General features: G+C 65.1%; 24 protein-coding genes. 17 read left to right on the forward strand and 7 right to left on the reverse strand.

What is annotated here, in order from left to right:
- Nucleotides 1–102 precede the first annotated feature (102 nt).
- Complete coding sequence (locus ACPXYO_RS08875; protein ID WP_423919145.1) at nucleotides 103–624, reverse strand: hypothetical protein; 522 nt, start codon at nucleotides 622–624, stop codon at nucleotides 103–105.
- A complete protein-coding gene (locus tag ACPXYO_RS08880) occupies nucleotides 621–2,093 on the reverse strand; it encodes a hypothetical protein (RefSeq protein WP_423919148.1) in 1,473 nt (490 codons plus the stop codon). The genes ACPXYO_RS08875 and ACPXYO_RS08880 overlap by 4 nt, the downstream gene beginning before the upstream one ends.
- Nucleotides 2,094–2,265: 172 nt before the next feature.
- Between ACPXYO_RS08880 and ACPXYO_RS08885 the strand changes: the two genes are divergently transcribed.
- The 8 genes from ACPXYO_RS08885 to ACPXYO_RS08920 all read left to right on the forward strand — a co-directional run bounded on the left by ACPXYO_RS08885 (nucleotide 2,266) and on the right by ACPXYO_RS08920 (nucleotide 8,890).
- Nucleotides 2,266–2,592 carry a type II toxin-antitoxin system RelE/ParE family toxin gene (locus ACPXYO_RS08885; RefSeq protein WP_423919151.1) on the forward strand — a complete coding sequence of 109 codons (327 nt, stop codon included), beginning with the start codon at nucleotides 2,266–2,268 and terminating at the stop codon, nucleotides 2,590–2,592.
- A gap of 24 nt (nucleotides 2,593–2,616) precedes the next feature.
- The gene (locus ACPXYO_RS08890) at nucleotides 2,617–3,717 is read left to right on the forward strand and encodes an ImmA/IrrE family metallo-endopeptidase (RefSeq protein ID WP_423919153.1); all 1,101 of its coding nucleotides are present in this window, start codon (nucleotides 2,617–2,619) and stop codon (nucleotides 3,715–3,717) included.
- A gap of 105 nt (nucleotides 3,718–3,822) precedes the next feature.
- Entirely contained in the window at nucleotides 3,823–4,596 is a 774-nt protein-coding gene (locus tag ACPXYO_RS08895) for an SRPBCC family protein (RefSeq protein ID WP_423919156.1), read from the forward strand.
- A gap of 26 nt (nucleotides 4,597–4,622) precedes the next feature.
- Nucleotides 4,623–4,811, forward strand: a complete 189-nt coding sequence (locus ACPXYO_RS08900) for a hypothetical protein (RefSeq protein ID WP_423919158.1) — start codon at nucleotides 4,623–4,625, stop codon at nucleotides 4,809–4,811.
- A 69-nt stretch (nucleotides 4,812–4,880) separates the two neighbouring features.
- On the forward strand, nucleotides 4,881–6,227 hold the full coding sequence (locus ACPXYO_RS08905) for an ATP-binding protein (RefSeq protein ID WP_423919160.1): 1,347 nt from the start codon (nucleotides 4,881–4,883) through the stop codon (nucleotides 6,225–6,227).
- A gap of 125 nt (nucleotides 6,228–6,352) precedes the next feature.
- Nucleotides 6,353–6,622 carry a type II toxin-antitoxin system Phd/YefM family antitoxin gene (locus tag ACPXYO_RS08910; protein WP_420621812.1) on the forward strand — a complete coding sequence of 90 codons (270 nt, stop codon included), beginning with the start codon at nucleotides 6,353–6,355 and terminating at the stop codon, nucleotides 6,620–6,622.
- A gap of 462 nt (nucleotides 6,623–7,084) precedes the next feature.
- Nucleotides 7,085–7,969, forward strand: coding sequence for a substrate-binding periplasmic protein (locus ACPXYO_RS08915; protein ID WP_423919163.1), 885 nt, complete (start codon nucleotides 7,085–7,087; stop codon nucleotides 7,967–7,969).
- 183 nt (nucleotides 7,970–8,152) lie between these two features.
- On the forward strand, nucleotides 8,153–8,890 hold the full coding sequence (locus ACPXYO_RS08920) for an amino acid ABC transporter permease (RefSeq protein WP_423919166.1): 738 nt from the start codon (nucleotides 8,153–8,155) through the stop codon (nucleotides 8,888–8,890).
- 25 nt (nucleotides 8,891–8,915) lie between these two features.
- Here the strand turns inward: ACPXYO_RS08920 and ACPXYO_RS08925 are convergent, their stop codons facing one another.
- Both ACPXYO_RS08925 and ACPXYO_RS08930 read right to left on the reverse strand, forming a co-directional pair.
- Nucleotides 8,916–9,308 (reverse strand): nuclear transport factor 2 family protein, encoded by a 393-nt coding sequence (locus ACPXYO_RS08925; protein ID WP_423919169.1) that lies wholly within the window; start codon nucleotides 9,306–9,308, stop codon nucleotides 8,916–8,918.
- Nucleotides 9,309–9,374: 66 nt separating this feature from the next.
- Entirely contained in the window at nucleotides 9,375–10,433 is a 1,059-nt protein-coding gene (locus ACPXYO_RS08930) for an LLM class flavin-dependent oxidoreductase (RefSeq protein ID WP_423919172.1), read from the reverse strand.
- 127 nt (nucleotides 10,434–10,560) lie between these two features.
- Here ACPXYO_RS08930 and ACPXYO_RS08935 point away from each other — a divergent pair, with 127 nt between their 5' ends.
- Nucleotides 10,561–10,779: a hypothetical protein gene (locus tag ACPXYO_RS08935; RefSeq protein WP_423919174.1), complete on the forward strand. Its 219-nt coding sequence runs from the start codon at nucleotides 10,561–10,563 to the stop codon at nucleotides 10,777–10,779.
- A 1-nt stretch (nucleotide 10,780) separates the two neighbouring features.
- Here the strand turns inward: ACPXYO_RS08935 and ACPXYO_RS08940 are convergent, their stop codons facing one another.
- Nucleotides 10,781–12,700, reverse strand: coding sequence for a flavin-containing monooxygenase (locus ACPXYO_RS08940; RefSeq protein WP_423919176.1), 1,920 nt, complete (start codon nucleotides 12,698–12,700; stop codon nucleotides 10,781–10,783).
- A 90-nt stretch (nucleotides 12,701–12,790) separates the two neighbouring features.
- Between ACPXYO_RS08940 and ACPXYO_RS08945 the strand changes: the two genes are divergently transcribed.
- From ACPXYO_RS08945 to ACPXYO_RS08960, 4 genes are all read left to right on the forward strand, one after another.
- Nucleotides 12,791–14,488, forward strand: coding sequence for a hypothetical protein (locus tag ACPXYO_RS08945; RefSeq protein WP_423919179.1), 1,698 nt, complete (start codon nucleotides 12,791–12,793; stop codon nucleotides 14,486–14,488).
- 141 nt (nucleotides 14,489–14,629) lie between these two features.
- Complete coding sequence (locus tag ACPXYO_RS08950) at nucleotides 14,630–15,973, forward strand: DUF3179 domain-containing protein (RefSeq protein ID WP_423919182.1); 1,344 nt, start codon at nucleotides 14,630–14,632, stop codon at nucleotides 15,971–15,973.
- 73 nt (nucleotides 15,974–16,046) lie between these two features.
- A complete protein-coding gene (locus ACPXYO_RS08955) occupies nucleotides 16,047–16,595 on the forward strand; it encodes a transposase (protein WP_423919185.1) in 549 nt (182 codons plus the stop codon).
- 230 nt (nucleotides 16,596–16,825) lie between these two features.
- The gene (locus tag ACPXYO_RS08960) at nucleotides 16,826–18,217 is read left to right on the forward strand and encodes a PQQ-dependent sugar dehydrogenase (RefSeq protein WP_423919188.1); all 1,392 of its coding nucleotides are present in this window, start codon (nucleotides 16,826–16,828) and stop codon (nucleotides 18,215–18,217) included.
- Here the strand turns inward: ACPXYO_RS08960 and ACPXYO_RS08965 are convergent.
- Complete coding sequence (locus ACPXYO_RS08965) at nucleotides 18,205–18,552, reverse strand: c-type cytochrome (protein ID WP_423919191.1); 348 nt, start codon at nucleotides 18,550–18,552, stop codon at nucleotides 18,205–18,207. The two genes, ACPXYO_RS08960 and ACPXYO_RS08965, sit on opposite strands and share 13 nt — an antisense overlap.
- A gap of 83 nt (nucleotides 18,553–18,635) precedes the next feature.
- Nucleotides 18,636–18,860: a hypothetical protein gene (locus ACPXYO_RS08970; protein WP_423919193.1), complete on the reverse strand. Its 225-nt coding sequence runs from the start codon at nucleotides 18,858–18,860 to the stop codon at nucleotides 18,636–18,638.
- 65 nt (nucleotides 18,861–18,925) lie between these two features.
- Between ACPXYO_RS08970 and ACPXYO_RS08975 the strand changes: the two genes are divergently transcribed.
- The 4 genes from ACPXYO_RS08975 (at nucleotide 18,926) to ACPXYO_RS08990 (ending at nucleotide 23,244) form a co-directional block, all read left to right on the forward strand.
- Complete coding sequence (locus tag ACPXYO_RS08975) at nucleotides 18,926–19,378, forward strand: hypothetical protein (protein WP_423919196.1); 453 nt, start codon at nucleotides 18,926–18,928, stop codon at nucleotides 19,376–19,378.
- Nucleotides 19,379–19,390: 12 nt separating this feature from the next.
- Entirely contained in the window at nucleotides 19,391–21,175 is a 1,785-nt protein-coding gene (locus ACPXYO_RS08980; protein ID WP_423919198.1) for a hypothetical protein, read from the forward strand.
- Between the two features lie 25 nt (nucleotides 21,176–21,200).
- On the forward strand, nucleotides 21,201–22,310 hold the full coding sequence (locus tag ACPXYO_RS08985) for a hypothetical protein (protein ID WP_423919201.1): 1,110 nt from the start codon (nucleotides 21,201–21,203) through the stop codon (nucleotides 22,308–22,310).
- A 187-nt stretch (nucleotides 22,311–22,497) separates the two neighbouring features.
- Nucleotides 22,498–23,244: a hypothetical protein gene (locus ACPXYO_RS08990; RefSeq protein WP_423919204.1), complete on the forward strand. Its 747-nt coding sequence runs from the start codon at nucleotides 22,498–22,500 to the stop codon at nucleotides 23,242–23,244.
- Nucleotides 23,245–23,462: the final 218 nt, after the last annotated feature.

The raw sequence follows: 23,462 nt of genomic DNA on the forward strand, positions 1-23,462 counted from the left end.
GAAGTACTTGGACGCCGCGCAGCTCGACTTCAGGCTGGAACGTCGCGTGCGTATTCGTCTGGAAGGTTGAGTGCGACGTGGTGGCAGCCCGGTGGCGGCGCATCATCGATGTCGACGTTTGAAGCGGAGTATCGCCAGGTGCTTCCGTGTCGCCCAAATGAATGCGACAGTGGCCGGTTCAAGCTCGGATAGGTCGACATCGCCGACGCGCATGTCCGACGCTCGTTCGCGGATCGGCTGGTTCCAGCCTTGGGCGATCAAGGGACCGGCCACTGCACGGGCCTGCTCGACGAGGAAGGCATATGCCGCGCCGACTGCTTGCGATTCGACAGCGAGAATGGCGCTGTAGCGGTTCAGCGCCCCCTGAACGCTTGAGAGTTCACGTGAAATCTCGCCGCTCTGCTCCTCACTTGCGCGGCGGCGGATGATGTAGGGGAACTCGCGGTAGTCCATGACGGCAGCTAGCGCCTCGCCGAAGAGGCGGCGCTGCCTGTCCTGCCGGGTCGAACGAGCGCTCTGCCAGATTCCGACAAGGGCGACCACTGCCGATACGGCGGCTGCGATGAGGATGGCCTCCCAGCGCCCGATTCCGGCGTTGGCAACGCACTGCGTGCAGTCGTTCACTGCGCAGCCTTGGCCTCGACGCCGTGGGGGACCTCTGCCCCCGGCCACTCACCGGTCTGCCGCCAGTTGTGCTCCTTCACCAAGTGCACGGCGATTTGCCCTAGGAGGGCGTGGAGGCCGTCGCCATAGGACCATCTGCGCTCCAGCGGGTCGCGGGGGTACCACATGCACAGCGAGCCATCTTCGTAGCGATGAGGTGATTCCGCCGGCCCATCGACGTAAACGCGTGGCACCCCTGGGGACGAGAGGCGGAATTCGATCCTCACCTGCCGTCGTTCGCATCCAGGAAGTGCCACATTCCAGCGATAGCGGACACCGCCCTGGTGTGGCCGCCGCGGAATCCGCAGCCCGACGACATGGCGCCTCGTGTCGCCTTCGAATCGAAGACGATCGGCGAAGCGGCCGTACCACGGCCCTGAGCTCCGACGGCGATATGCGGCGACATGCTGACCACCGTAGGAACGAGTTGGCTTGATGGACGTTGCGCCGGAAGTGATCCCTGCCACCAATGTGCCGGTCTTGGTGATCGACATGGGGTCACCGCTTGCGATGGCTTGATGAATGGTGGCGGCTGGGGACGGTGGTGGCCCGACGAGCTTCCAGAAGATTCCCGTCGCAGCCAATATCTCGTAGACCTTGGCGTCATCGTCGCCGGCCTCGATGGCAAGATCGAGGGCGTCGGCGACCGTCCCGAAGCGCTGCACCGCTCGCTTGCGGTCAGCGACTTTGATGGGAGCGCTGACCCCTGCGGGGTCCGCAGTCAAGTGCTGGACCAGCGAGGCGGCGGCGTAGTCGAAGAATCGTTGCAGCGCCCGATCCAGCGGTTCGGCCAACTCGATGCACTCCCAAGCGAGTGCTGCGATGTTGAACGAGCAGACAGCAGGCTCGCTGAACTGTTTCGCATGTGCCTTGGCCACTCTCACCACGTGCTGGCGGGTCTGCCGCAGCTGTGGCCAGCCCGACGTGAACAGTTCGACGTGGCGTTCGGGATGGCTCGGGTCCCATGGGTTGCGGTCGAGGTTGGGGATCCACAGGCCGGGAGCCTCGACACGGTTGAGCGCGACCACCAGGTCGACGGTGGGGTCCTCGCCGGAGGAGAGCGGTTCGTTGAAGCGCACCAGTAGGCCCCGCTTCATCTTTTCGATGCGGATACTCGGGTATCGCTGGACGAGCAGCGGGCGGATCAGACTGTGGACGCTGTCGACGAGCGCTCGCGGCAATTCACCATCGCCGTCGGGACCGAGAGCCGGGTGCTTGCGCCGGTCGATGACGAGGCCGCCGTCTGCGTCAGCGACGGGTCGGTTCGTGAATCGAGAGGCGAGCGAACCAGAGCGGTATGTGCGCAGCGCGTCGGGGTGCTTGCTTGCCGCGCCGAGCACGGCCCCGAGCCGGTCAGAGGCTTCTCGCAGCGATCGAGAGTCGGCGGCGATCTTCTTGCGGAGTTCTTCAAGCTGTGTCAAAGCAGTCATTGTGCTATCTTTCTGGTGGTGGCGAGTTCACGAGTTGTATTGCCAAATAAATTACCTATGAGGTATGTCAGATTATTGCAACAGCGTATACCATCGGCAGCCATAGCAGCGTTACACTCCGTCTGCGTTTCGCCGGCCGGTCCGCCGCCGTTCGGAGGAGTTCCCCTTGGAAGTGCTGTTCGCAACGCGCAGGCTGCAGCGGCGACTCAACTCGACAGCCGATACGCGCAAGGTCCACGGCGACGTGATGGCGAAGAAGATCGGGTTGCGGTTGCAGCAGATGGAAGCCGCTCGCTCTTTGGCTGACCTTCGAAACTTGCCCGGACGCTGGCACGAGCTGACAGGCGATCTCAAGGGATCGCTCGCCTGCGACCTGGTGCATCCGCATCGAATGATCTTCCGGCCAACCGCCGAACCGCCGCCGCGCCGCCCCGACGGAAGCCTCGACTGGTCAGCCGTCGACAGCGTGACGGTCTCAGACGTTGACGACTACCACTGATGACCACATTCAGGAGAAATCAGCATGGGCACCCGTAGCAAGCAGCGCTATGCCTACGAACCCGACACGGTCTTCCCGCCGGGCGAGACGTTGGCGGAATGGCTTGACGAGCGCGACATGACCCAAGCCGAGCTTGCAGCTCGTACGGGGCTGTCGGCCAAGCACGTCAATCAGATCGTGAAGGGCGCAGCGCCGATCACCACCGAGACAGCGCTGGGGCTGGAGCGGGTCACCGGCATACCGGCACACCTCTGGAACAGCTTGGAGATGTCCTACCGCTCGCACCTCACGTGCCGCGCGGAACAGGAACGACTGGCGGATGACGCCGAGTGGCTGGAGCAGCTGCCAGTCGGTGAACTTGTCAAGCGACGCAGGATCGAACGCCGGGCGGCGGTGGCGGAGCGTGTCATCGAAATTTGCACGTTCTTTGGCGTGGCCAATCCTGCGGCTTGGCGCAACATGTGGCAACAGCCAGATGCGGCTTACCGCGCATCGCAGTCATACGTGAAGGATCCCGGCGCAGTGGCAGCGTGGCTGCGCATCGGCGAGATTGAAGCGACCAAGATCGATTGCGCCCCGTTCAGCAAGTCAGCGCTTCTTGCTGTCGTTGACGAACTTCGGGGACTCACCAACGAGAGTGACCCTGGAACGTGGGTGCGGACGGCGCAGGCTCTGTGCGCGAGCGCCGGCGTCGCGTTTGTTGTCGAACAGGAGATAGCGAGGACGCGGCTCAATGGCGCCACACGATGGCTTTCGCCAAGCAAGGCGCTTGTTCAGATCAGCACTCGCCACAAGCGCCACGACATCTCTTGGTTCACGCTCTTTCACGAGATCGGCCATGTGTTGCTGCACTCGAAGAAGGGCACCTTCATCAACGATGGGGAGGAGCAGAAGGCCGGAGGCGTGGAGAAGGAGGCCGATGCCTACGCACAGCAGGTGCTCATTCCTCGTGAGCACGAGGCCACTCTGGGAACGCTGCACACCAATGAGGACGTCGAACGCTTTGCAACGGCGATCGGCATCGCTCCGGGCATTGTTGTCGGCCGTTTGCAGTACATGGGCTGGTGGAAGCACTCTGAGGGCAACGACTTACGTTGGCCATTCGACTGGCCCCCCAAGCCATGAGTCTGCGAGGGCAGCAGCGAATCTGCCTTAGCTAAGCACGTCATTGCGCGGAGCGACTTCAGCCGGCAGGTGTGCGAATGAAGGACGTGCGGCAGGATTGGGGGCATGGCGGATTCAGGACGGGTGATTGATCTGTCGGTCGAGGTGATCGGCGACATCGAGACGGTGTGGCGGGCCGTGGCGACGGGGCCGGGGATCTCGTCGTGGTACGTGCCGCACACCGTCGAGGAGCGAACCGGGGGAGCGGCGATCGCGTCGTTCGGACCGGAACCCGAGATGCAGATCCCTGGTCGGGTCGCGGCCTGGGAGCCGCCGCATCGGGTGCAGTTCGACGGCGGTGAGGGCGTCGAGGGGCTGTCGTTCGAATGGACCATCGACCCCCACGACGACGGCACGTGCACCGTGCGCCTCCACAACGCCGGCTTCGGCGACGACGATCCTCAGTACGAGGCCATGATCGACGGCTGGAAGCTGTTCATGTCCAACCTCGGGCTCCACCTGAAGCACTTCGCTGGGCAGACCGCAACGTCCGCGCTGCCGATGGTCATGTGGCAGATCACTCCCGACGAAGGCTGGGCGGTCCTCGTGGGCGGGCTGGGCATCGACGAGATGCCTGCTGTCGGCGACCGACTCGACGTGGGCGTCGACGACGTGACGAGGCTGGCGGGTACGGTGATCGAAACCGACGCTCGCCGGATCACTGTGCTGACCGACCAACCAGCGCCGGGAACGGCGTTCCTGACGTCCGAGGACGCCGGCGGATTCACGATGGTGTCGGTGTGGCTGTACCTCTACGGACCCGACGCTGCCGCGGTCGTCGAACGCGACAATCCCCGCTGGCGCGCTTGGCTCGCCGACCGCGCTCCGGCTTCGGGATGAATCGGCAGCAGCCTCAGCGCCGAGAGATGGAATCGCTGATCGGGACACAAGTGATCTTGGCGAAGGATGAGGCCTTCACGCAAGCAGCGGAAACGGAGCTGGCCGTAGTCGAAGACGGCATGATGCGTGGCGTCGAGAGGTCACGTCATGCCATCGGTGCCTGCGCAGCGGCAGCGGCGCTTGGTGGATTCGTTATGCCAGTGTGGTTGAAATAGACATCAATAAACTGTTGGTTTGTACATCAACCGCATGTCGAAGTGGTGATTTGACGGTACGCTCCGTGCATGGAGATGGTCCCGCGTGACCTGAAGCCGCAGGTCGACGCCGCGCTCGACACGTTCCGGGTCGTGGTGCTGCACGGCGCCCGACAGTGCGGCAAGACGACGCTGGCGCAAGCTGTCGCTGCAGAACGGGGAGGCACGTACACCACACTCGACGACCCGCTGGTTCGAGCGGCCGCGCTTGACGATCCACCGACGTTCTTGCACAACCAGCCCCATCCGCTGGTGATTGACGAGATTCAGCTCGGCGGTGATCGCTTGATCCGTGCCGTCAAGATGGCAGTCGACGACCAGGGCGAGCCGGGACGCTTCCTGCTGACAGGTTCGACAAACTTTCTCACCGTTCCGACCATCAGCGAGTCGCTGGCTGGCCGGGCAGCGATCCTGCAGTTATGGCCGCTGTCGCAAAGGGAAATCGCTACCCATGTCGCCATTGCCGACGATCCGGTGGTAGCCGGTGGCGTCGGCCCCGTCGCTGCCGGTGTCGAGTCCGCCATCTCAGCCTGGTTCAGTGGCGATGTGCATCTGGGCACCTCCGCTGCTACGGCACGGGATGCCTACCTACGCCTCGTGTGTCGTGGCGGCTATCCCGAACCGTTCGAGCTGACGGGGACATCGAGACGGCGCTGGTTCGACAGCTACGTGACGACGGTGCTGAATCGTGACATCGTCGCCTTGGGTGATCTGCGAGCAGGTCCAGCGCTCGGCCGGCTGATCCGGCTTGCGGCTGCCAGTACGGCCACCGAGGTGAACCTCTCGGACTGGGCTCGGCGCATCGGCCTCGATCGTCGCACCGTCGAGGGCTACCTCGGATGGATGCGCACGGTGTTTCTGATCCATGAGCTGCCGGCCTGGACGCGGAATCGTGCTCGCCGGGTGATCAAACGCCCGAAGCTGAACATAGCTGACACCGGCTTGGCGGCAGCGTTGCTGCGCCTCGATGCGAATGAACTGCGCGCGCCGAACGCCACGATGACCGGTCCGCTCGTCGAGACATTCGTCGTCAACGAGATCGCTCAACAGATTTCCTCTGCTGATGAAGCCATCGACATGTACCACTTCCGTGACAACACGGGCCGCGAAGTCGACATCGTGCTCGAACGAACTGATGGAAGCATCGTCGCCGTCGAGGTAAAGGCGTCTGCTTCGCCGGCCCCGAGCCAGCTGCGCGATGTCGCTTGGCTGCGCGACCGTTCGGATCAAACCGAGCCCGGCACTTTCACCGCAGGCGTACTGCTGCACACCGGCACTCATGCTCTCAAGCTCGGCGATCGTCTGTACGTGCTTCCCATTGATCGACTCTGGACATCATCGGGACCGAGCGTGCCGCCGAAGATGCCGACGAGCTGACCCTCGCCGTCGAGAGCGCCGACCCTCCATTCGACTGCCTCCATCCCCCAACAGGCGATCCTCGCTGGCACCTGGCTCGCCGACCGCGCCCCGGCAACCGAATGATGCGTGGCACAATTGTGCCCATGACCACTGAATCGCTGAGAACAGTGAGGGACCGCTTCTCTGACTTCGTCGAGCGAGTCCACAGCCACCACGAACGGATCGTCATCACTCGCAACGGAACGCCTGCGGCCGTCCTCATGAGTCCCGAGGATCTTGAGTCGATGGAGGAGACGCTGGCGATCCTGTCCGACCCCGAAGCGATGGCCGAGATCGCAGAAGGTCTACGAGCCTTGGAGGAAGGCGATGTCGTGCGCGGAGTGGAAGCCGTCAGGGCGCTTCGGCCAAGGTGAATGCGGCGCCATACGACCTCGTAGTCACGCGGCCAGCAACTGCAGATCTTGCGGAACGGCTTCCGGAGGCAGTTGCTGTCGCTGCCATTGAGTTGATCACGGGGCCGTTGCTCGATTCGCCTCGGCGCATCGGTGTGCCTCTGCGAGACAAATTCGACGGGCTTTGAGGCGCTCGCTTGGGGACGTACCGCGTCATCTACCGCACCGATGAATCGAATCGGCGGGTCGAGGTTGTCCGCATCTCCCATCGATGGGATGCTTACCGATCTGGACGCGCCTGAGGTCCGGATCCGACCATCGGCCACAACACCGTCGAGTTCGACCGAGACGACCCTTGCTGGCGAGCCTGGCTCGCCAGCCACGCCCCAACTCCTGATTGAACCGGTGTGAGCCCCAGCAACACGCAATGTGTGAGACTTGACACCTGCGTCGATGAACGGCTCGCAACAGGAAGAGTGCACCATGAACCATCAGTCTCGTTCGCATGGAACCGGCGAGGGGCGTGTCTACGACCGCCGAAATCCGAAACGAGGCAGCGTCGGACTCTGTCGCTGGCCGCTCGGCCTCGTGGTTGCGATGCTGCTTGGATTGGGCCTCGCCGGGTGCGGGGACGACTCAGGCGGTGATGAGCTGACCATCGCCGTCGAGAACGCTTACCTGCCGTTCAACTACCTCGACCCCGAGACGGGCGAGCCGACCGGCTGGGATTACGACGTGCTCGACGAGATCTGCGAGCGCGTCGGCTGCACGCCGGTGTTCGAGAACTTCCCGTGGGAGCCGATGATTCAGGCCGTTGCCGATGGGCAGTTCGACATGGCAGCCGACGGGATCACCATCACCGAAGAACGCGCAGAGATCGTCGACTTCTCCGACGGCTACATCAACGTCGATCAGCGGCTGATGGTGCGCAAGGGCGAAGATCGCTTCAACGACGGCGCCAGCTTCGCCGCCGGGGATTTCGCACTGGGAACTCAGATCGGCACCACCAACTACGACACCGGCGTCGAGCTGGTCGGCGAAGACCGGGTGCAGCCCTTCGAGGAGTTCGGCTTCGTAGTGCAATCGCTGATTGCCGGCGATGTCGATGCCGTCATCATCGACGAGACCGCAGGGCAGGGATACATCGGCGCGAACGCCGATCAGGTCGAGCTGATCGGCGGGTCGCTGTCATCGGACCAGCTTGGGTTCATCTTCCCCAAGGGCAGCGAGTGGGTGGAACCGATCAACGAGGCACTCGCCGACATGAAGGCGGATGGAACGCTCGAAACGATCAGTTCCCGGTACTTCGGCACGGCATTCACCATCACGTACGACGATCTCGAATTCCCTGAATACGACGAGGAATAGCCACAGCCATCGACGTCGGTCCCCAGCGGTGCCGGTGAACTCGCTGCGGACACGGCGCCAATCCCGTGCAGTGCGGCGCTCCTGACAGTGCGATCGCTGCGCCGAACGCGTCGAGGGCACACGCGAAGCCAACCCGGGGGTGGGCGCAGCAGATTCAGCGCCGAATCATTTCCCTACTGGGCGGTGCTGCTCGTCCTCATCGTCGGCTGGCTGGGCTGGCTGTCGCTGTTCACCGAGCGCTACCGCGACGCGTGGGACCGCATTGCCGTCGGCATCGGGTTCACGATCCGCACGACCGCGCTCGCATTCGTGATCTCGTTGGCTCTCGGGCTGCTGCTGGCATTGGGCCGGATCTCACGCAACGTCGTATTCCGCAACGTTGCCCGCACGTACATCGAGTTCATCCGGGGCGTTCCGATACTGCCGCTGATCTTCTTCTTGGCGCTGGTTGTCGTTCCCGACGTCGCCGCCTGGCTCGGCTTCGACAATCGCAGCATCAGCACCGAATGGCGGGGCGTGATCGCGCTGGCCATCATCTATGGCGCTTACATCGCGGAAGTTTTCCGCGGCGGAGTGCAGTCGGTGCCGCGTGGGCAGATGGAAGCCGGTCTTTCCCTCGGGCTGAGTCGTCGGGCGACCCTGCGCCGGGTGATCTTCCCGCAGGCGATGCGGGCCGTGATCCCGCCGCTCGGGAATGATTTCATCGCGATTCTGAAGGACTCGTCGCTGCTGTCGGTGCTGGCAGTCGGCGAGGTGACGCTGAGGGCTCGGCAGTACGCAGCCGGGAGTTTTCGCTTTCGCGAGAGCTACGTCGTGCTGGTGTTCATTTACGTCAGCCTCGTCTTGGTGCTGTCGTTCGGTCTCAGCCGACTCGAACGCCGCCTCCGCGGGGGCGAACAGCCTCAAGAGGCGCATCACTAAGCCTGAATCCACCGGTTGTACGACATCAGTCGGGATACACCTGGGTGCGGCGGCGCTTCAGCATCCGGTCCTTGACGCGCCAGCCGTCGGGCGTGCGCACCACCAAGTCGTGATAGGAGGCGGTGCCCACCTTCCCACCACCGATCAGCGCCAGGATGCGGAACTTCAGCTCCACGCCGTCCGCCGTCTCGTTCACATAGATGTTGGTCATCGTGTGGGTGCGGGGATGCTCGGCCTCATCGGCCATGAAATCCCGGATCGCAGCCAAGCCCTCCAGCCGCGGTGCACCCAGATCGGTCAGGTCGAACACCGCATCGTCGGTGAAGATCGTCCCCAGCCGGTCCCAATCGCGGTCGTCGATGATGTCGCCGTAGCGGCCCGGCAGCTCGTGCAATTCGAGACGGTCAGCAATATCCATGGCCGGACATTACGGCACCGCCCGCCACGCTCCCCGGTGACTCGCACTTCCTGTCGTACCGGCGCGCTACACCGCGAGGTTGGCTCGGACGCGGGGGATCACCTCGTTGGCCATGCGCTCCAGCGAGGCGTGCATGACCGATGGCGGCAGGCCTGGCGGGCCGCCCCAGGTGACCAGGTCGGTGACATCGTGGTCGCGGATCATCGTGGTCAGCTCGGCCACGCAGTGGTCGGCGTCGCCGGCCGTCCACACCAGCGGGTTGAGCGGATCTGGCTGGCGAGGACCGGTCCGGGCCGAGCGTTCGGCAGCGGCCTGCTTGTGGTCGGAGCTGGCCTTGATGATGCCGATGTACACGTCGCGCCGGTACCTCTCGGCGGCTGCAATCGCCTCCCAGGTCGGGTCGTCGTCGGGATCAGAGCCGTCGGTCACGTACACACCACGGATGATCCCGACACGCTTGTCGCCGAAGTCGCGCCCGTCGGCGGCCAGTGCTGCCTTCCATGGTTCGAGCACTTTGGACTTCGGTCCCTGCGGCAGCAGATTCGTGTCGAATCGGGCCGCCCGCAGCGCCCCGGCCTCGCTGGTGGCTGCCACCCACAGCGGCGGACCGCCCTCTTGCACCGGGTCGGGCGTGACCCGCAGGTCGCGGTAGGTGTAGCGCTTGCCCTTGAACGTGAACGGCTCGCCCGACCATGCCAGCCGCAGGATCTCGATCGCCTCCTCGGTCAGCGACACCCGCCGGCTCAGCGGCAGGCCGAACCCGGCGAACTCGTGCGCTGCGTAGCCCATGCCGATGCCCAGCTCCATACGGCCGCCGGAGATGTTGTCGAGCATGGCAAGGTCTTCGGCCAGCCGCACTGGATCCCGGAACGGCATGAGGCAGATGTCGGTGGAGAACCGCATCGTGGTGGTCAGCGCCGCCGCCGCGCCCGCCACCGGCACGAAGTTGGGCAGGTAGCCGTCTTCGATGAAGTGGTGCTCGGTGAACCAGCACAGCTCCATGCCGAGCTGCTCGGCATGGACAACCTGATCGAACGTCTCGGCGTACACCTGCGGCATCGTGACGTCGCTGCCCGGCGGGCAGCGGAAGTCGTGCACGATCCCGAACCTGAGCGACTGAGCCATGCGGCGACGCTAGTTGGACGGCCTGAGAGCAAGCCGGCCTGACGCGCCGCGAACCGCTCTGGCTACTGTGCGGGCACCGCGCAGCTCGCAGAACAACGGCCGCCACCCGACCGGAGGGAAACGCTTCATGTCGTACGAGAACCTGACCATCGATGCGCCGGTGGAGGGTGTGGCACGCGTCACCTTCAACCGGCCAGAACGGCTGAATGCGCTGACGCACGGCTTGGTGAGCGACCTCCACGATGCCCTCAGCGCCGCCGAAGCTGACTGCATCGGGCTCGTCAGCGCGGTCGTGCCCGACGACGACCTCATGGACACCTGCCTGGGCGGCGCCGCCAAAGACTGAGCTAGCCGGCCGGCTGGGCCACCCGGTCGGTTTTGAATTCGAAAACGTAGGGGTCGAGCGATTGCTGCGCAGCAAGGCGGAACTTGTGCCAGTAGCCGCCGCCGTAGTACGCCAAGCTTCCCGGCTGCGCTTCGCCGTGGCCGTTGTAATAGGACAGGCAGTCACGCAGCGGGGCGGTGGTGATGTCGGCCAATCGGCAGTGCTCGGCGTACTTCAACTCTGAATCGGGGGTGATGTCGACCACGTTGAGCGCCTTGTCGCGCATCTCGGTCAGCATCCAGATGATGTAGTCGCCGTGCTGGTCGATGGCGTCGGTGAAGTTGAAGCTGCCACCGCCGCCTTGGGGCCCCGACACGATGAACAGGTTCGGGAACCCGTGGCTGTGCAGGCCCAGGAAGGTCCTGGTGCCCTCGGTCTGCCACTTCTCGCTGAGCGTGATGCCTTCGCGGCCCCTGATCATGTTGAACGTCGCAGTCGCCATCCACTGAAAGCCGGTGGCATAGATCAGCACGTCCAGCGGGTACTCAACGCCGTCGTGCACCACGCCCCGCTCGTTGATCTGCTGCACGCCCATCGGCGCGGTGTCCACCAAGTGCACGTGCGGCAGGTTGAACGTGGGCAGGTACTCGTCGTGGAAGGTGGGGCGCTTGCAGCCGTAGGGGTAGTACGGCTTGAGCGCGTCGGCCGTCTTGGGGTCTTCGATGATGGCGTCAACACGGGCTCGGATCTGCTCCATGATCCGGAAGTTCGTGTTGAGCTGCTTCTGGACCAGCTCTTCAGGCGACAGCTTGCGCTCGTGCTGCTTGCGTTCCTTGAAGTCCGCGACGCGGCCGGCGAGGTAGTCGTCGTTGGCCTTGATGGCGGTACGGCCCGACGAGATGCGCGCGAAGCGCTTGCGGCGGGCCCGCGCCCACCCCGGCTCCTTGCTCCACTCGGCGATCTCGTCAGGGTCGGTCGTTCGCTGGTCACGCACGTCGATCGACGACGGCGTCCGCTGGAACACATGCAGCTCGCCGACCACCTGGGCGATCTCGGGAATCACCTGCACAGCCGTGGCTCCCGTGCCGATGATGCCGACGCGCTTGCCTTCGAGGTCGACGTTGTAATCCCAGCGAGATGTGTGGAACGACTCGCCTCGGTACGTCGCCATGCCGTCGATGCGCGCCAGCTTGGGGCTGGTCAGGATGCCGTTGGCCAAGATCACGTAGCGCGCCTTCATGGCGTCGCCGCGGTCGGTGATCACCGTCCAGCGGCCGGTGTCCTCATCCCACTCGGTGGCGTCGACAGTGGTGTGGAACAGGCAGTGGTCGTAGAATCCGAACTTGGTGGCCATCGCCTGGCAGTACTCGAGAATCTCGAAGCCAGAAGCGAACTTCATCGACGGGATGTACCCCATCTCCTCGAGCAGCGGCAGATAGCTGTACGACTCCACGTCGCAGGCAATGCCCGGATACCTGTTCCAGTACCAAGTGCCGCCGACGTCGCCGCCCTTCTCGCAGAAGCGGACATCGGTGATGCCGGCATCGCGCAGCTTGTGCCACAGCAGCAGCCCGGCAAACCCGGCCCCGATCACCAACACCTCGCACTCGTCGGTGAGCGCCTCGCGCTCGATCGGCGGCTCGGAGTACACGTCTTCGAGGTAGCGCTTGAACTCGCCTTCCATCGCCATGTAGTCGGCGGCGCCCCGGCGGATTTCCTTGAACTCCCGGTACTTGGCCTGCTCTTCGGCATTGAAGACGGCGCCCGGCGGGGGAGGCGGCAGTTCCTTCAGGTGCTCGTCCGCATTGACCGAGTAGCCCTTGCCCTGGATCTTCTCTGAGGCCTTTGCCGCACGTGTGTTGAAGATCTTCAAGCCGGTCTCGGGATCGATGCTGATCGCGGGTCGCGTGAACGTGTCCGTTGCCGTCTGGCTCTGCGCCATGAGTCCCCCGACTTCATTCGATTCAGTGCCCGTTCGATATTACGCGAGGCGCCCTCTGGCGTGCCGGGGTGTGACAGCCTTCCCAGCGTCATGCAGCGCGTCTTCGTCTGGTTCACAGTGGCGATGGCGGCCCTGATTGCCGTGCTTGCCGGCCATCTCGTCACTGCGATGTCCGCGGGCGGGCCAGTCGCCGTGCCTGACGTTCCGGCGTATCTCAGCATCGCCCAATGGGTCGGTGGTGACGGGCTAGCACCCACCGACGTGCCGTTCCAACCCGGGTACGGGCTGCTGGTGGCGCCGCTCGTAGCGGTGTCGCAGGTTTCGCTTCTCGGAACCCAGGGCGAGGTGGTGCACCTCCTGGGGTTGGTGGTGAACTCGCTGGCAGCGGTCGCCGCCGTCGTGGTTGCGGGCCGGCTGGGGTTCGTCTGGGCGCAGCGATGGTGGGTGGCGGGGGCCGCCGGGCTCATCGCAGCCGTGCATCCGTCGTTGTCGAGCGCTTCGCGCATCGCGTGGTCCGAGACGCTGCTCGGGCTGGCCGTGCTTCTCGCGGCGCTCGCGGTGGCCGGCGCGGCGCTGCACGCCGGTACAGCCACGAGTTGGCGCTGGTGGGGTCGCGCAGGGCTGCTGACGACCTTGGCTGTTGCGCTGCACGCCCGCATGGTCGTGCTGGTTGTCGCCGTCGTCATGACGGCGCTGGCGTGCCGGATCAGCCGCCGAGACTGGTCGGGGCTCGTCGGCGGACTGCTCGTCGGCGGAACTGCGGCTGCGGTGGCCCTCACGCTCACCCACACCTGGCCGACGGCCCGACTGAACGAAGCCGCGCAGCTCGATCGCGGAGTGGAACCGATCGTCACCGTGTCGGGGCAACTATTGGCGCTGGGCGGCGGCACCGTCGGACTCGGGCTGCTGGGCCTGATCGCCGGTCTGGGCATCGCTGTCCGGCTCGTTCGAAGGTGGCCCGGCAACAAGACCGGCAGCTCGAACGGCCTCGGTCCGCTGGCCGCGTCAGCGCTGTTTGTCTCGCTGGGTGCCTTAGGCGCAGTCGTGCTTGGCGGTTGGACGCTGACCGGCAGCGATCGTGCCGACGCATTGCTGTATGGCCGCTATGTCGATCCGTGGGCCGTGCCGCTCACTGCCGTTGCCATCGCTTGGCTCGCGACACGACGTGCACGGCGTCGTCGCGACTCGCATGTGCTGGCTATCAGCGCAGCCGTGGCGCTGGCTGCCTGCGCTGTGGTCATCGGGGCAGCCGATGCCTACGACGCACCATCGCGCCGCATCATGACCTTGTCGTTCAGCCCGGCATGGACTTGGCTCGATGGGCGCCTGCCCGCTGTCGCCGTGGCTGGGTTCACCGCAGTCCTGCTTGGTGTGCTGCTCGCGGCGGTCGCGCAACGCCGACACGGCGAGACTGATCCTCAAGCAACAATCCCGCCGCCCGACGCGGAGCCGGACAACGAGGCGGCGCAGGGGCGAATGGCGACGGGAATGGCCGGCTGCGGCTCTCGGCGTACTCGTCGCAGCAATGCTCGCGCTCGGAGCTACCGCGACCGTGCTGAACCACCGCCATCTCGCCGATGTCGGCGCCGTTGCCCGCGATCAGGTCACCGCAGCGCACACGGTTGCCGATGCCGTCGACAACGACGGTTTGGCCTGCCTCGCGCACGACCGGACATCGGTACCGGACTACGCACTGTGGCTCTACCGCCTCGAGCTGCCCGAGATCGCCCACGAACGGGTACGCCTTTCCGCTGGCGACCGGCCGTGCTCGGAGCTGGTCATTGCTGACGATGACCTGGGCGAGCGGTGCACTAACGCCCGGCACCTCATCGACGAACCCGCAGCGTCGTGGGCGCTCTGGCACCTGCCAGCTCGCGAGTGCACCGGCGCGTGAACCCTCTGAGCAGGGTGCGGGAGTAGCGTCGCCTGATGGCTCCACGACAGCGGCACGCCTCCCGGCTGGGGTCCCCGCCGGCACGACGGCTCGCTACCGGTTGGGTTCTGACTTTGCTTGCAGCGGCTCTGTTGGCCGGCGCACTGGGATGCGCGGACACCGCGTCCGAAAACGACCAATCCGCGCCTGACCCGACGGCCAGCTCCGCTCCGGCCACCACCGCTGCCGCCGCAGCCCCGGCGACCACGACAGCGGTGCCGATCATCGACCTCAAGGTCACCCAGATCCCCGGCGGTCCGCGCGAGTCCACCGTCTCGGCGTTGCGCGACGGCATGACCGCACCGCTGCTGCCCGAGCCGCTGGTGTCCCCCATCGACGTCCTTTCCGGCGGTCCGCCGCCCGACGGCATCCCCTCCATCGACGCTCCGAACTTCGAGCGAGCCTCTGATGTCGAGTTCCTGCAGTCCCAAGAGGCGGTCGTCACGCTCACGCTCAATGGCGACGCCCGCGCCTACCCGGTGCAGGTGATGATCTGGCACGAGATCGTCAACGACACCGTCGGCGGCGAACCGGTCACCATCACCTACTGCCCGCTGTGCAACACGGCCATCGGGTACCACCGGCAGCTCGGCGATCGGATCTTCGACTTCGGCACCTCGGGCCGGCTCTACAAGTCAGCGCTGGTCATGTACGACCGCCAGACCGAGAGCCTGTGGGCGCACTACACCGGGCAAGCCATCGCCGGCGCCCTCACGGGATCCCAGTTGGAGCTGATCCCCATCGCCACCGTGGCCTTCGAGACGTTTGTGGTCGAACACCCCAATGGCTTGGTGATGACTCGCCCCGGCGGTTTCGGGCGGTCGTACGGCAGCAATCCCTATGTCGGCTACGACGAGTCGGATGGCAGACCGACCTTCTTCGGCGACGTTCCCGATCCGCGCCTGCCTCCGCAGACCCGTGTGCTGGTCATTCGGCACGGCGGCGCTGCTGTAGCGGTGGAACTCGACACGCTGCAGGTCGGCGGGGTGATGCCGGTCGATCTGGGAGGCGTACCGGTGGTTGCCTTCCACTTGCCTGGCACTGCGACGCCGATCCAGAACCAGCAGGTGGCCTTCGGCCGCGACGTGGGCGCGACCGGGGTGTTCGACCCCACCGTGGACGGGCAGCTCCTGACATTTGTGCGTGTGGCCGACGCTGCAAGTTCGGCAGGGCCGGGAGCGTTCACCGACGATCAGACCGGCTCGACGTGGACAGTGCTCGGCCGGGCGCTCGACGGCCCGCTCGTGGGAACCCAGCTCCAGCCCATCGAGCACGTCGACACGTTCTGGTTCGCAGCGGCTGCCTACGATCCCGACATCGAGCTCATCGACACCCCGTAGGGAACGATCGTCGGCGTCAAGCTCCGTCGTCGATCTGTAACTGCCGGTACCGCTCAACGCATGGGACCGCATCATGGGCCTGCGGCTGGCTGATGTGTGCATAGACGGTTCGGTCCACAAGGCGCCTTGCGGCGGCGAAGGAACCGGCAAGAGCCCTGCCGACAGGCGAAAACTGGGCTGGAAGTGGTCCGCGGCCACCGACGCGGCCGGCACTCCGGTGGGATGGGCCGCTGGGGGTGCGAACCGCAACGACATCATGCTGTTCGAGCCGACCATTGCCGAGATCGAACGGCGCGAGCTGCACCACGACATCGACACCGTCCATCTCGACCGCGGCTACATCGGCGCCCGCGTCGACCGAGCCACCCACAAAGCGGGCATCACCGACATCGTGCGGCCCTCCAGACGCAAGCCCAACAGCAGCTCCGCCAAAACCGCCAGCGCGCCGCTGGGGCTGCGCTGGACCGTTGAGCGCACCAACTCGCGGCTGTCGAACTACGGGCAACTGCGACGCAACACCGACCGCCGGCCCGAGCACCGCCTCGCCCAGCTCGCCCTCGCCGTCACCTTGATCATCACCATCAAACTCATCGACCACCGCAACCGATGGCAACCCCAATGACCACCTATCCTAATGCTCTTATGCCGCTCGCCAGCCCGCAGCTCGGCCAGCGAACGCCGGTGGCGTGCTCCGGACGCCACCGGCATCTGATGTCGCTCTTCGTGCGATGCGCTGTCTGGGTTGCGCTGCTATGCCTTGGAGCGTGCGCGTCCGACGACGCGGTGTTGCCGGGCGACGGAGGGCAGGCCGTCGAAGCTTCCCCTGACACGGCCTCTGTCGCCTCGTCCGACATGACACATGCAGATGGGGTGTCGGCTGAGACGGCGCCGGGCGACGGCCCCGACGACGCCAACGGCGCCGCGTCGAGTGCGCAGGCGCCTTCGACGACGAGGCAGCCGTCTGCTGACCGGCCTGTGTGGAAGAATCCCGCGACCTCCGGCAGCGCGCCGAACTGCGCCGGCCAGAGGGCCCGGTGGCCCTCCGCCACGTCGAGCGGCACCACACCTCCCGCAGAGCCCTGGAACGGCCCGGCCGTGTTCGAGCTCGAACTCGCCATCAACGGCGCCACACGCGCCGTCGAGTTGGTGTCACAACCCGGCACGGGCCGTCTGTTCGTGGTCGGCCGCGACGGGATCATCAGCGAAGCCCGCGACGGCGGGCTGGTCGAACCCGCTTTCTTGGACATCGAGGCCGAGGTACTGTCTCAAGCCGACGCAACCGACGGAGACTCGGCGCCGCCCCCCGGCGCGGGCGTCGAGTCGCTCTCCTCCGAGCAGGGCCTGCTCTCGCTCGCGTTCCACCCCGATCACCAGGCCAACGGGCTGCTCTACACCTTCCACACCCGGTTCGGCGACGGGGACAGCGTTGTCACCGAGTGGCGGGCCCGATCCGACGGCGAGATCGACATGGGCTCGGCACGAACCGTCATCGTGTTCGAACAGGACCCGTCCTTGCCGGTACACAAGGCAGGCCAGCTGAGATTCGGGTCGGACGGGCACCTGTACATTGCCGTCGGCGACGGCGGAGCATCCGGCGACCTCGAGTGCCACGGCCTCAACCCGCACACGCCCTTTGGGGGGATCGTGCGAATCGATCCAGCGCCGTCGCCCGCCGGGCCGTACGCGATCCCGGCTGACAATCCGTACGCCGATGGAGTATCGGGCCATCCCGCCCTGTTCGTCAGCGGGCTGCGCAACCCGTGGCGCTTCACGATCGACGGCGATCTTCTGATCATCGCGGACGTCGGATGGAATGATCGCGAGGAGATCAACGCCGCCCGCATCGGCACCGATGGGGGCATCAACTTCGGATGGAGCGCGTTCGAGGGAGAAGTCTGCATCCGCGCCGACTTCTGCGATGTAGCCACTGTCCCGCCAGCCGTGTACTACAGCCACGACGAAGGGGTCGCCGTGATCGGCGGCCATGTGTACCGGGGCTCGGCGATCCCCGAGCTGACAGGCCGCTACCTGTACGCCGACTTCATCGCAGGATGGCTGAGGTCGGTCACCTTCGGCCCCGACGGCCGAGTCATCGAACACACCGACTGGACCGCGCAGCTATCCGAGCCAGAGATCCTTCAGGGCGTCTACGGGTTCGGCGTCGACGCCGCGGGCGAGATATACGTGGTAGCGGCCTGGGGCCGGCGCGCCTACAAGCTCGTCCCTGCGGGTCAGTCGGAATAACGCAGCTGCACCGTGTAGGCCGCGACCGCTTCGATCTGGGCCTCCGTCAGAGTTCCCGCGAACGAGGGCATCGATGGCGGATTCCCGGCCAGCACCTGGGCGGAGACCTCGCGGACATCGAGCGCGAGGGTCGTCAGCGCCGGTGCCCATTCGCTGCCGAGTCCCGCCGCGCCGTGACAGTTGGAGCAGATCTCCTGGTAGACCCCGGCGCCCGCGGCCGCGAGTCGAGCGTCGGGACGCTCAGCCTCCCACGCGCTCAGTCCCGTGGCGGAAGGTTCCGAGAGCGGAGCTCCACAACCCATTGCCGGCGCTGCTAAGACCAGTGCGAGCGCCATCGCGCGGAGCCGAGAAACACAGCCCGGCGCACGGGTGCCGGTCGCTGGCATCCGCACGAGACTAGTGGTCGATGACGGGAGACTCAGCGTGAAGGCCTCGCCCCGAAGGGTGACGCGACGACCGTCACGGTGCCGCCGTGGGGTTCGGCCACCCGGCGCACGATGGCCGGGTCGAGACCCGATGCGCGTCGGTCACGGTCGACCGGCTCGAGCACCTTCCCGAAGACACGCTCCGGGACTGAGAGGGCTTGTTCGGCCAGCTCGTCGTCTGTAGGACTGCTCGCTCTCGGTACCGAAGCTGCCGGCATCAAGCTGCCGCCTGACTCCCACAACCCAGGTCCAACAACAGGGATCCACGCCAAGGGCGCCGCTGGTGCTCGTGCCGCCCGAGGACTTGCGTGGGGAGGCGATCTCTCTGCTGCAATCCGCCGACGTCCAGCAGGCGTTGCTCGTCGGCAACTTCAAAGAGGCGAAAATCGGCCTGCTCGCGACGCTGGCTGAACTCGGCATCGCCGTAGAGCGTCAGACAGAGCGCGATGCCTCTGCGCTAGCAGCGGCGGTGGCTGAGCATGCGGGAGTGGGCACCGGCGCTGCACATTCCGGGGACGCCGTCATCGTGGTGAACGATGCAGAGCCGACTGGCGCAATCGCTGCGGCGCTGCTCGCGGCATTCGGATCGCTTCCGTGGCTCATCACCCCGGCCGAGGGACTGCATCCCAGCACTGCCGGGTTCATCGCCGATAACGAGGTCGGCCGGGTCCTGCTGGTTGGACCGGCAACCGATTTCTCGCCCGACATTGACGACATGCTGTACATAATCAAGTAATGCCGGTACATCATGTTCGAAGACAATCAGGATCCTGGACTCGATCGTGAACAGCCACGCGTCGGCTCGAAGGGTCCGCTGCGCATCGCCCTTGGATGGGGGTTGGTTGCTGCAGTGATTGCGGTGGCCGGGTGGGCAATCTCAGATGCGTTGTCCGCGGAATCGGCAGGGGCGCACACTTGTGGGGCTGGCCAATCCCACACGGGCGGCCCTAGCGGACTCACCAATCCGAACAACGGTCACCTCTACTGCTGGACCGACTCGACCCAGCCGCCGCCCACGACTGCATCTCCGCCACCCCCGACGACTGCTGCGCCACCCCCGCCGCGCTGTGCTGGCGGGCAGCATCGTCACACCTACCGCGGCTCGTGGTGTCACAACGACCACACAGCCGCGAACAACGACTGCCGCACCCACCGGGATAACGGCACTCACCAGGCCAATCCCTGTCCGACCACCGACGACGATGACGACGATGACGACGACGACGACGACGACGATGACGGCACTGACTCGAGCACGGTGACGCCGTGTCCGGGTGGTCGGCATCAGCACACCTATACCGGCAGCGCGTGGTGTCACAACGACCACACAGCCGCGAACAACGACTGCCGCGCCCACCGGGTTGACGGAACCCACCAAGCAGGACGGCATGCGCACCAGGACACCAACACGTGTCACGCGGATCATCCTGCGTGCTCGAGCGGCCAGCACCGCGATGACGGCCACGACGACCCCTGCCACGACGACCATCCGCCGCCGTGCGTGCCGACCGATGGCCAGCATCGGCACGCCTTCTCGAACACCTGCCACGACGACCACGACGACGGCCCTGACGACGGCGCCGGAACAGGGACAGGCACCGGAACCGGCACCGGAACGGGGACTGGAACCGGCACGGGCACCGGAACAGGAACGGGGACGGATTCGGGCACCAGCACGTGCGATGTGCAGATCGGTGCGCTGGCGCCGGGCTCGACGTCGTATGAAAACGATTGGACTTCAACGTGCAATTCCGAGACGCGAACGGTTTCGGGAACTGAGCATCGAACAGTGCGCTACCGGTTCAACATTGCAGCTGCGACACGCGTCACAGTTCGGCTCGTATCGACTACGGACCCATATCTGCATCTCTATGAGGGGCATGAGAACACGCCGCCCGATCCCGACACGGATCATGAGGATGATGACAGCGCGGGCAGCCAGAACGCTCTGCTTCGGGCCATCGAGCTCGAGCCCGACGACTACACCATCGAGGCGACGACCTTTTCCTCTGGTGTCAGCGGCAGCTTCACGCTGAGCATCACGGCAGTCACCTTGCCGTCGGTCAGCGATTCGTGCGCGTTGGATCTCGGCTCCGTCGACGGAACGCACCGGGCGGAAACGGCCTTGTCCAAGATCAGTACGTGCACGTCGATCAGCAGAAGGGTGACGCTGAACTCTGTCGGCGAATACGAGACGCTGTTTCTGTCGAACTACATCCGGTTCACGCTGGACGAGGAACAGATCATCTCCATTGACCTGGTCTCATCCGATGACACCTACCTGTATCTCCTTGACGGGAGTGGCGCCCGTCCTACCTTCCGGCGCAGCAACGACGACGGCGGCTTCTACCTCAACTCGCGTCTGTACGGGCGGCTCGTGGCTGGCGACTACACGATCGAGGCCACCACGAACTCGGCTCCGTCGAGCGCCAGCAGGGCGGCGTCGGTGGACGTGTACATCCGCGCCAGCGACTCCGAAGAAGGCAGCACCACGTACGGGAATACGTGTCCGCGTCCCGCCGATCTGACCTGAGCGGCCCGACATTGAGGTCCGGACCATGAGCAGTCAACCGCAGATGACCAGACGGCGATTCTTGGTGATCGTCGGCGGCGCAGCAGGCATGGCCGCGGTCGGCCGGCACGCCTACGCGGCAGCCGGCGAGGACGACAACGTCCCCAACAGCGACAAGGACGGCGCCCCTGACAGGGACGGCGCCCCCGACGAGCCCGAACCGCAGCGCATCGTCGTCGGCGAAGGGCTCATCGACGCCACCGTGTGGGGCGGCAGTCTCGTAACGCTTCGCAACGGCGACACCGGCTTCTTTGTGCGCGACGAGCAGCGTGAAGTCGACTACAGCATCGGCGCACCCGACAATGTGCAGATCTTCTGCATCGCGGCGAGCGGACGCCTACTCATCGCCGGCGGTCATCTCATCCGAGAGTTCGAGCCGGTCACTTTCAAGTCCGGCCAGCCCTACACCGATCTGCTGGCAAACGCCGGCGGCGAAGCCGAGCGTCTCAAGAACCAGCCCGGCGCGCCGCCGCAGCCGGTCGGCTTCACCTTCCGGCCCACCAGTCATCGGCCGGTGCTACTGGTCTCTCCCGACGGCGACGAATGGAAACAGGTCGAGTTCAGCCTGGACCCGCTGCCAGGCGGCACCGTGGGCGCCATCTTGGAAGCCGAAAGCGCCGTCGCCGTGCTGCGCTATGTCGACTCGTCCATCACCGACTCGGGCATCGCCGTCGACCTGGTCTCGCTCGACGAGGCCCTGCAGGGCAACACCGTTGAGCACGCAACATCGCTGCCGGTGTCCCACGGCGGCATCTGGGGCACCTACCAAGGCCCCAGCGGCAGTGTCGTGCTCACCACCGGGCACTCGGGTGTCCAAGGCCGGCTTCCCGCCGGCGACACCGCATTCGCCCTGCCCGACGAGGAGCACCTGCTGGGCGTGAACTACACGGAGGGCGGCTACCAGGTCGCGGTGCAGCTCCCCACCGGCGAACGCGTCCTCAAGACCTTCAAGACCCCGTACACCGCCACCGCTCAGAAACTCACTGCCGAAGACCTGGTCCTGCACGGCGTGTCACCAGAAGTCATCATCGGCAGCTCAGCAGGTTTCGCCAAAGCCGAACCGTACAAACCGACACGCAGCCTGAGGCTTCAATGACATGACCGATGTATGTGACTCAGAACAAGTTGGCAGCTGCAGGGAGAAGCCGGCCGTTGGCTGCGGCAATGTATCAGATCGTGTTTCGATCTGGTCCGTTGGCAATACGCGGTTGGCTGCAAACAGTTCGCATGAACGTGTCTCCCTTAACCGTTGCGCTCTGACGAAGGTTATTGCCGGGAGCTCAGTGACGATTAACCCATATGTCGATGCCACACTACTTGGGCCAAACACCAATCGTCGCGATTGCCATCAAGAATTTGCGCCCTCTTTGCGTGCATGGCTAACGAATCTGGAATACTTCGCAGATGCATACGGCGCTTACGGTTCGTTGACAAAGCTTGTATACGATGGCATGTATGTCAGCCACCGAACATCACCTTCGTTTCACAACACTGGTGAAGCAATTGACATCAAGTGGTTCGACTGGAGCAGTGGCACCGCATGCCGACCGTGCAACGCGGACTTTGACGTAAGTTCATCAACATCTGCGTATCGACGGATGGTAGGTGTCGAAGCATCTCTGCGGAAGTACTTCGGAAACGTAGTCTCAAGAGGCTACCGGGGGACCGACCCTGACACCGGCGAGATACTCCCATATGTCCACGCGGATCATTTCCATGCCGACACCGGATGCCCAGTGAGTTTCTCCACTGGAAAAGAGTCGAATCAACTGTTCGCGCGCGACTGTATTCGTGCGTTCACATTGGACACGACCACCGGTTACCTGAGCACCTCTGCCACAAATCCCAACCAATGGACGACGGCGCATCAAGCTAGTCTGGACGCCCTCCTCGCATCGCTCAGCATGGATTGCTTTGATATCGATACCAACATTTCTGAGTACCTGATATTCCTTGATTACATTATGATGCACGCGTTCGCGGATCGCGCCGCCGGACACTTCAGGTGGAGCGGTGCTCAAGACCTGTAGCGTGGCGCTCCACCGGGGCGCGGGACGGGCTTGATGACCGGGGACTCGCTTCGATGCCGGCGGCGAGGCACCGTGTTGCTTGCATCTGCGGTGCTGATGACCGCTGCATGCGAGGCAGCCATTCCCGTGAATGACTCGGCTGAGGCTTCCAAAGGTGACGATACGGCTTCTAGCGCACTGACCACTGGTTTATTGCCGGCGACACGCGAACGAGGAGA

The organism is Candidatus Poriferisodalis sp. (genome assembly GCF_965237655.1).
GTDB lineage: Bacteria > Actinomycetota > Acidimicrobiia > Acidimicrobiales > Poriferisodalaceae > Poriferisodalis.

Coding starts and splice junctions, on each gene's coding strand:
- ACPXYO_RS08900 (WP_423919158.1), top strand. CDS start 4,623: ATGGAATCGCTGATCGGGACACAAGTGATCTTGGCGAAGGATGAGGCC.
- ACPXYO_RS08895 (WP_423919156.1), top strand. CDS start 3,823: ATGGCGGATTCAGGACGGGTGATTGATCTGTCGGTCGAGGTGATCGGC.
- ACPXYO_RS08890 (WP_423919153.1), top strand. CDS start 2,617: ATGGGCACCCGTAGCAAGCAGCGCTATGCCTACGAACCCGACACGGTC.
- ACPXYO_RS08960 (WP_423919188.1), top strand. CDS start 16,826: ATGACACATGCAGATGGGGTGTCGGCTGAGACGGCGCCGGGCGACGGC.
- ACPXYO_RS08930 (WP_423919172.1), bottom strand. CDS start 10,433: ATGGCTCAGTCGCTCAGGTTCGGGATCGTGCACGACTTCCGCTGCCCG.
- ACPXYO_RS08980 (WP_423919198.1), top strand. CDS start 19,391: ATGTTCGAAGACAATCAGGATCCTGGACTCGATCGTGAACAGCCACGC.
- ACPXYO_RS08970 (WP_423919193.1), bottom strand. CDS start 18,860: ATGCCGGCAGCTTCGGTACCGAGAGCGAGCAGTCCTACAGACGACGAG.
- ACPXYO_RS08925 (WP_423919169.1), bottom strand. CDS start 9,308: ATGGATATTGCTGACCGTCTCGAATTGCACGAGCTGCCGGGCCGCTAC.
- ACPXYO_RS08905 (WP_423919160.1), top strand. CDS start 4,881: ATGGAGATGGTCCCGCGTGACCTGAAGCCGCAGGTCGACGCCGCGCTC.
- ACPXYO_RS08940 (WP_423919176.1), bottom strand. CDS start 12,700: ATGGCGCAGAGCCAGACGGCAACGGACACGTTCACGCGACCCGCGATC.
- ACPXYO_RS08985 (WP_423919201.1), top strand. CDS start 21,201: ATGAGCAGTCAACCGCAGATGACCAGACGGCGATTCTTGGTGATCGTC.
- ACPXYO_RS08950 (WP_423919182.1), top strand. CDS start 14,630: ATGGCTCCACGACAGCGGCACGCCTCCCGGCTGGGGTCCCCGCCGGCA.
- ACPXYO_RS08965 (WP_423919191.1), bottom strand. CDS start 18,552: ATGGCGCTCGCACTGGTCTTAGCAGCGCCGGCAATGGGTTGTGGAGCT.
- ACPXYO_RS08880 (WP_423919148.1), bottom strand. CDS start 2,093: ATGACTGCTTTGACACAGCTTGAAGAACTCCGCAAGAAGATCGCCGCC.
- ACPXYO_RS08915 (WP_423919163.1), top strand. CDS start 7,085: ATGAACCATCAGTCTCGTTCGCATGGAACCGGCGAGGGGCGTGTCTAC.
- ACPXYO_RS08945 (WP_423919179.1), top strand. CDS start 12,791: ATGCAGCGCGTCTTCGTCTGGTTCACAGTGGCGATGGCGGCCCTGATT.
- ACPXYO_RS08955 (WP_423919185.1), top strand. CDS start 16,047: ATGGGCCTGCGGCTGGCTGATGTGTGCATAGACGGTTCGGTCCACAAG.
- ACPXYO_RS08910 (WP_420621812.1), top strand. CDS start 6,353: ATGACCACTGAATCGCTGAGAACAGTGAGGGACCGCTTCTCTGACTTC.
- ACPXYO_RS08935 (WP_423919174.1), top strand. CDS start 10,561: ATGTCGTACGAGAACCTGACCATCGATGCGCCGGTGGAGGGTGTGGCA.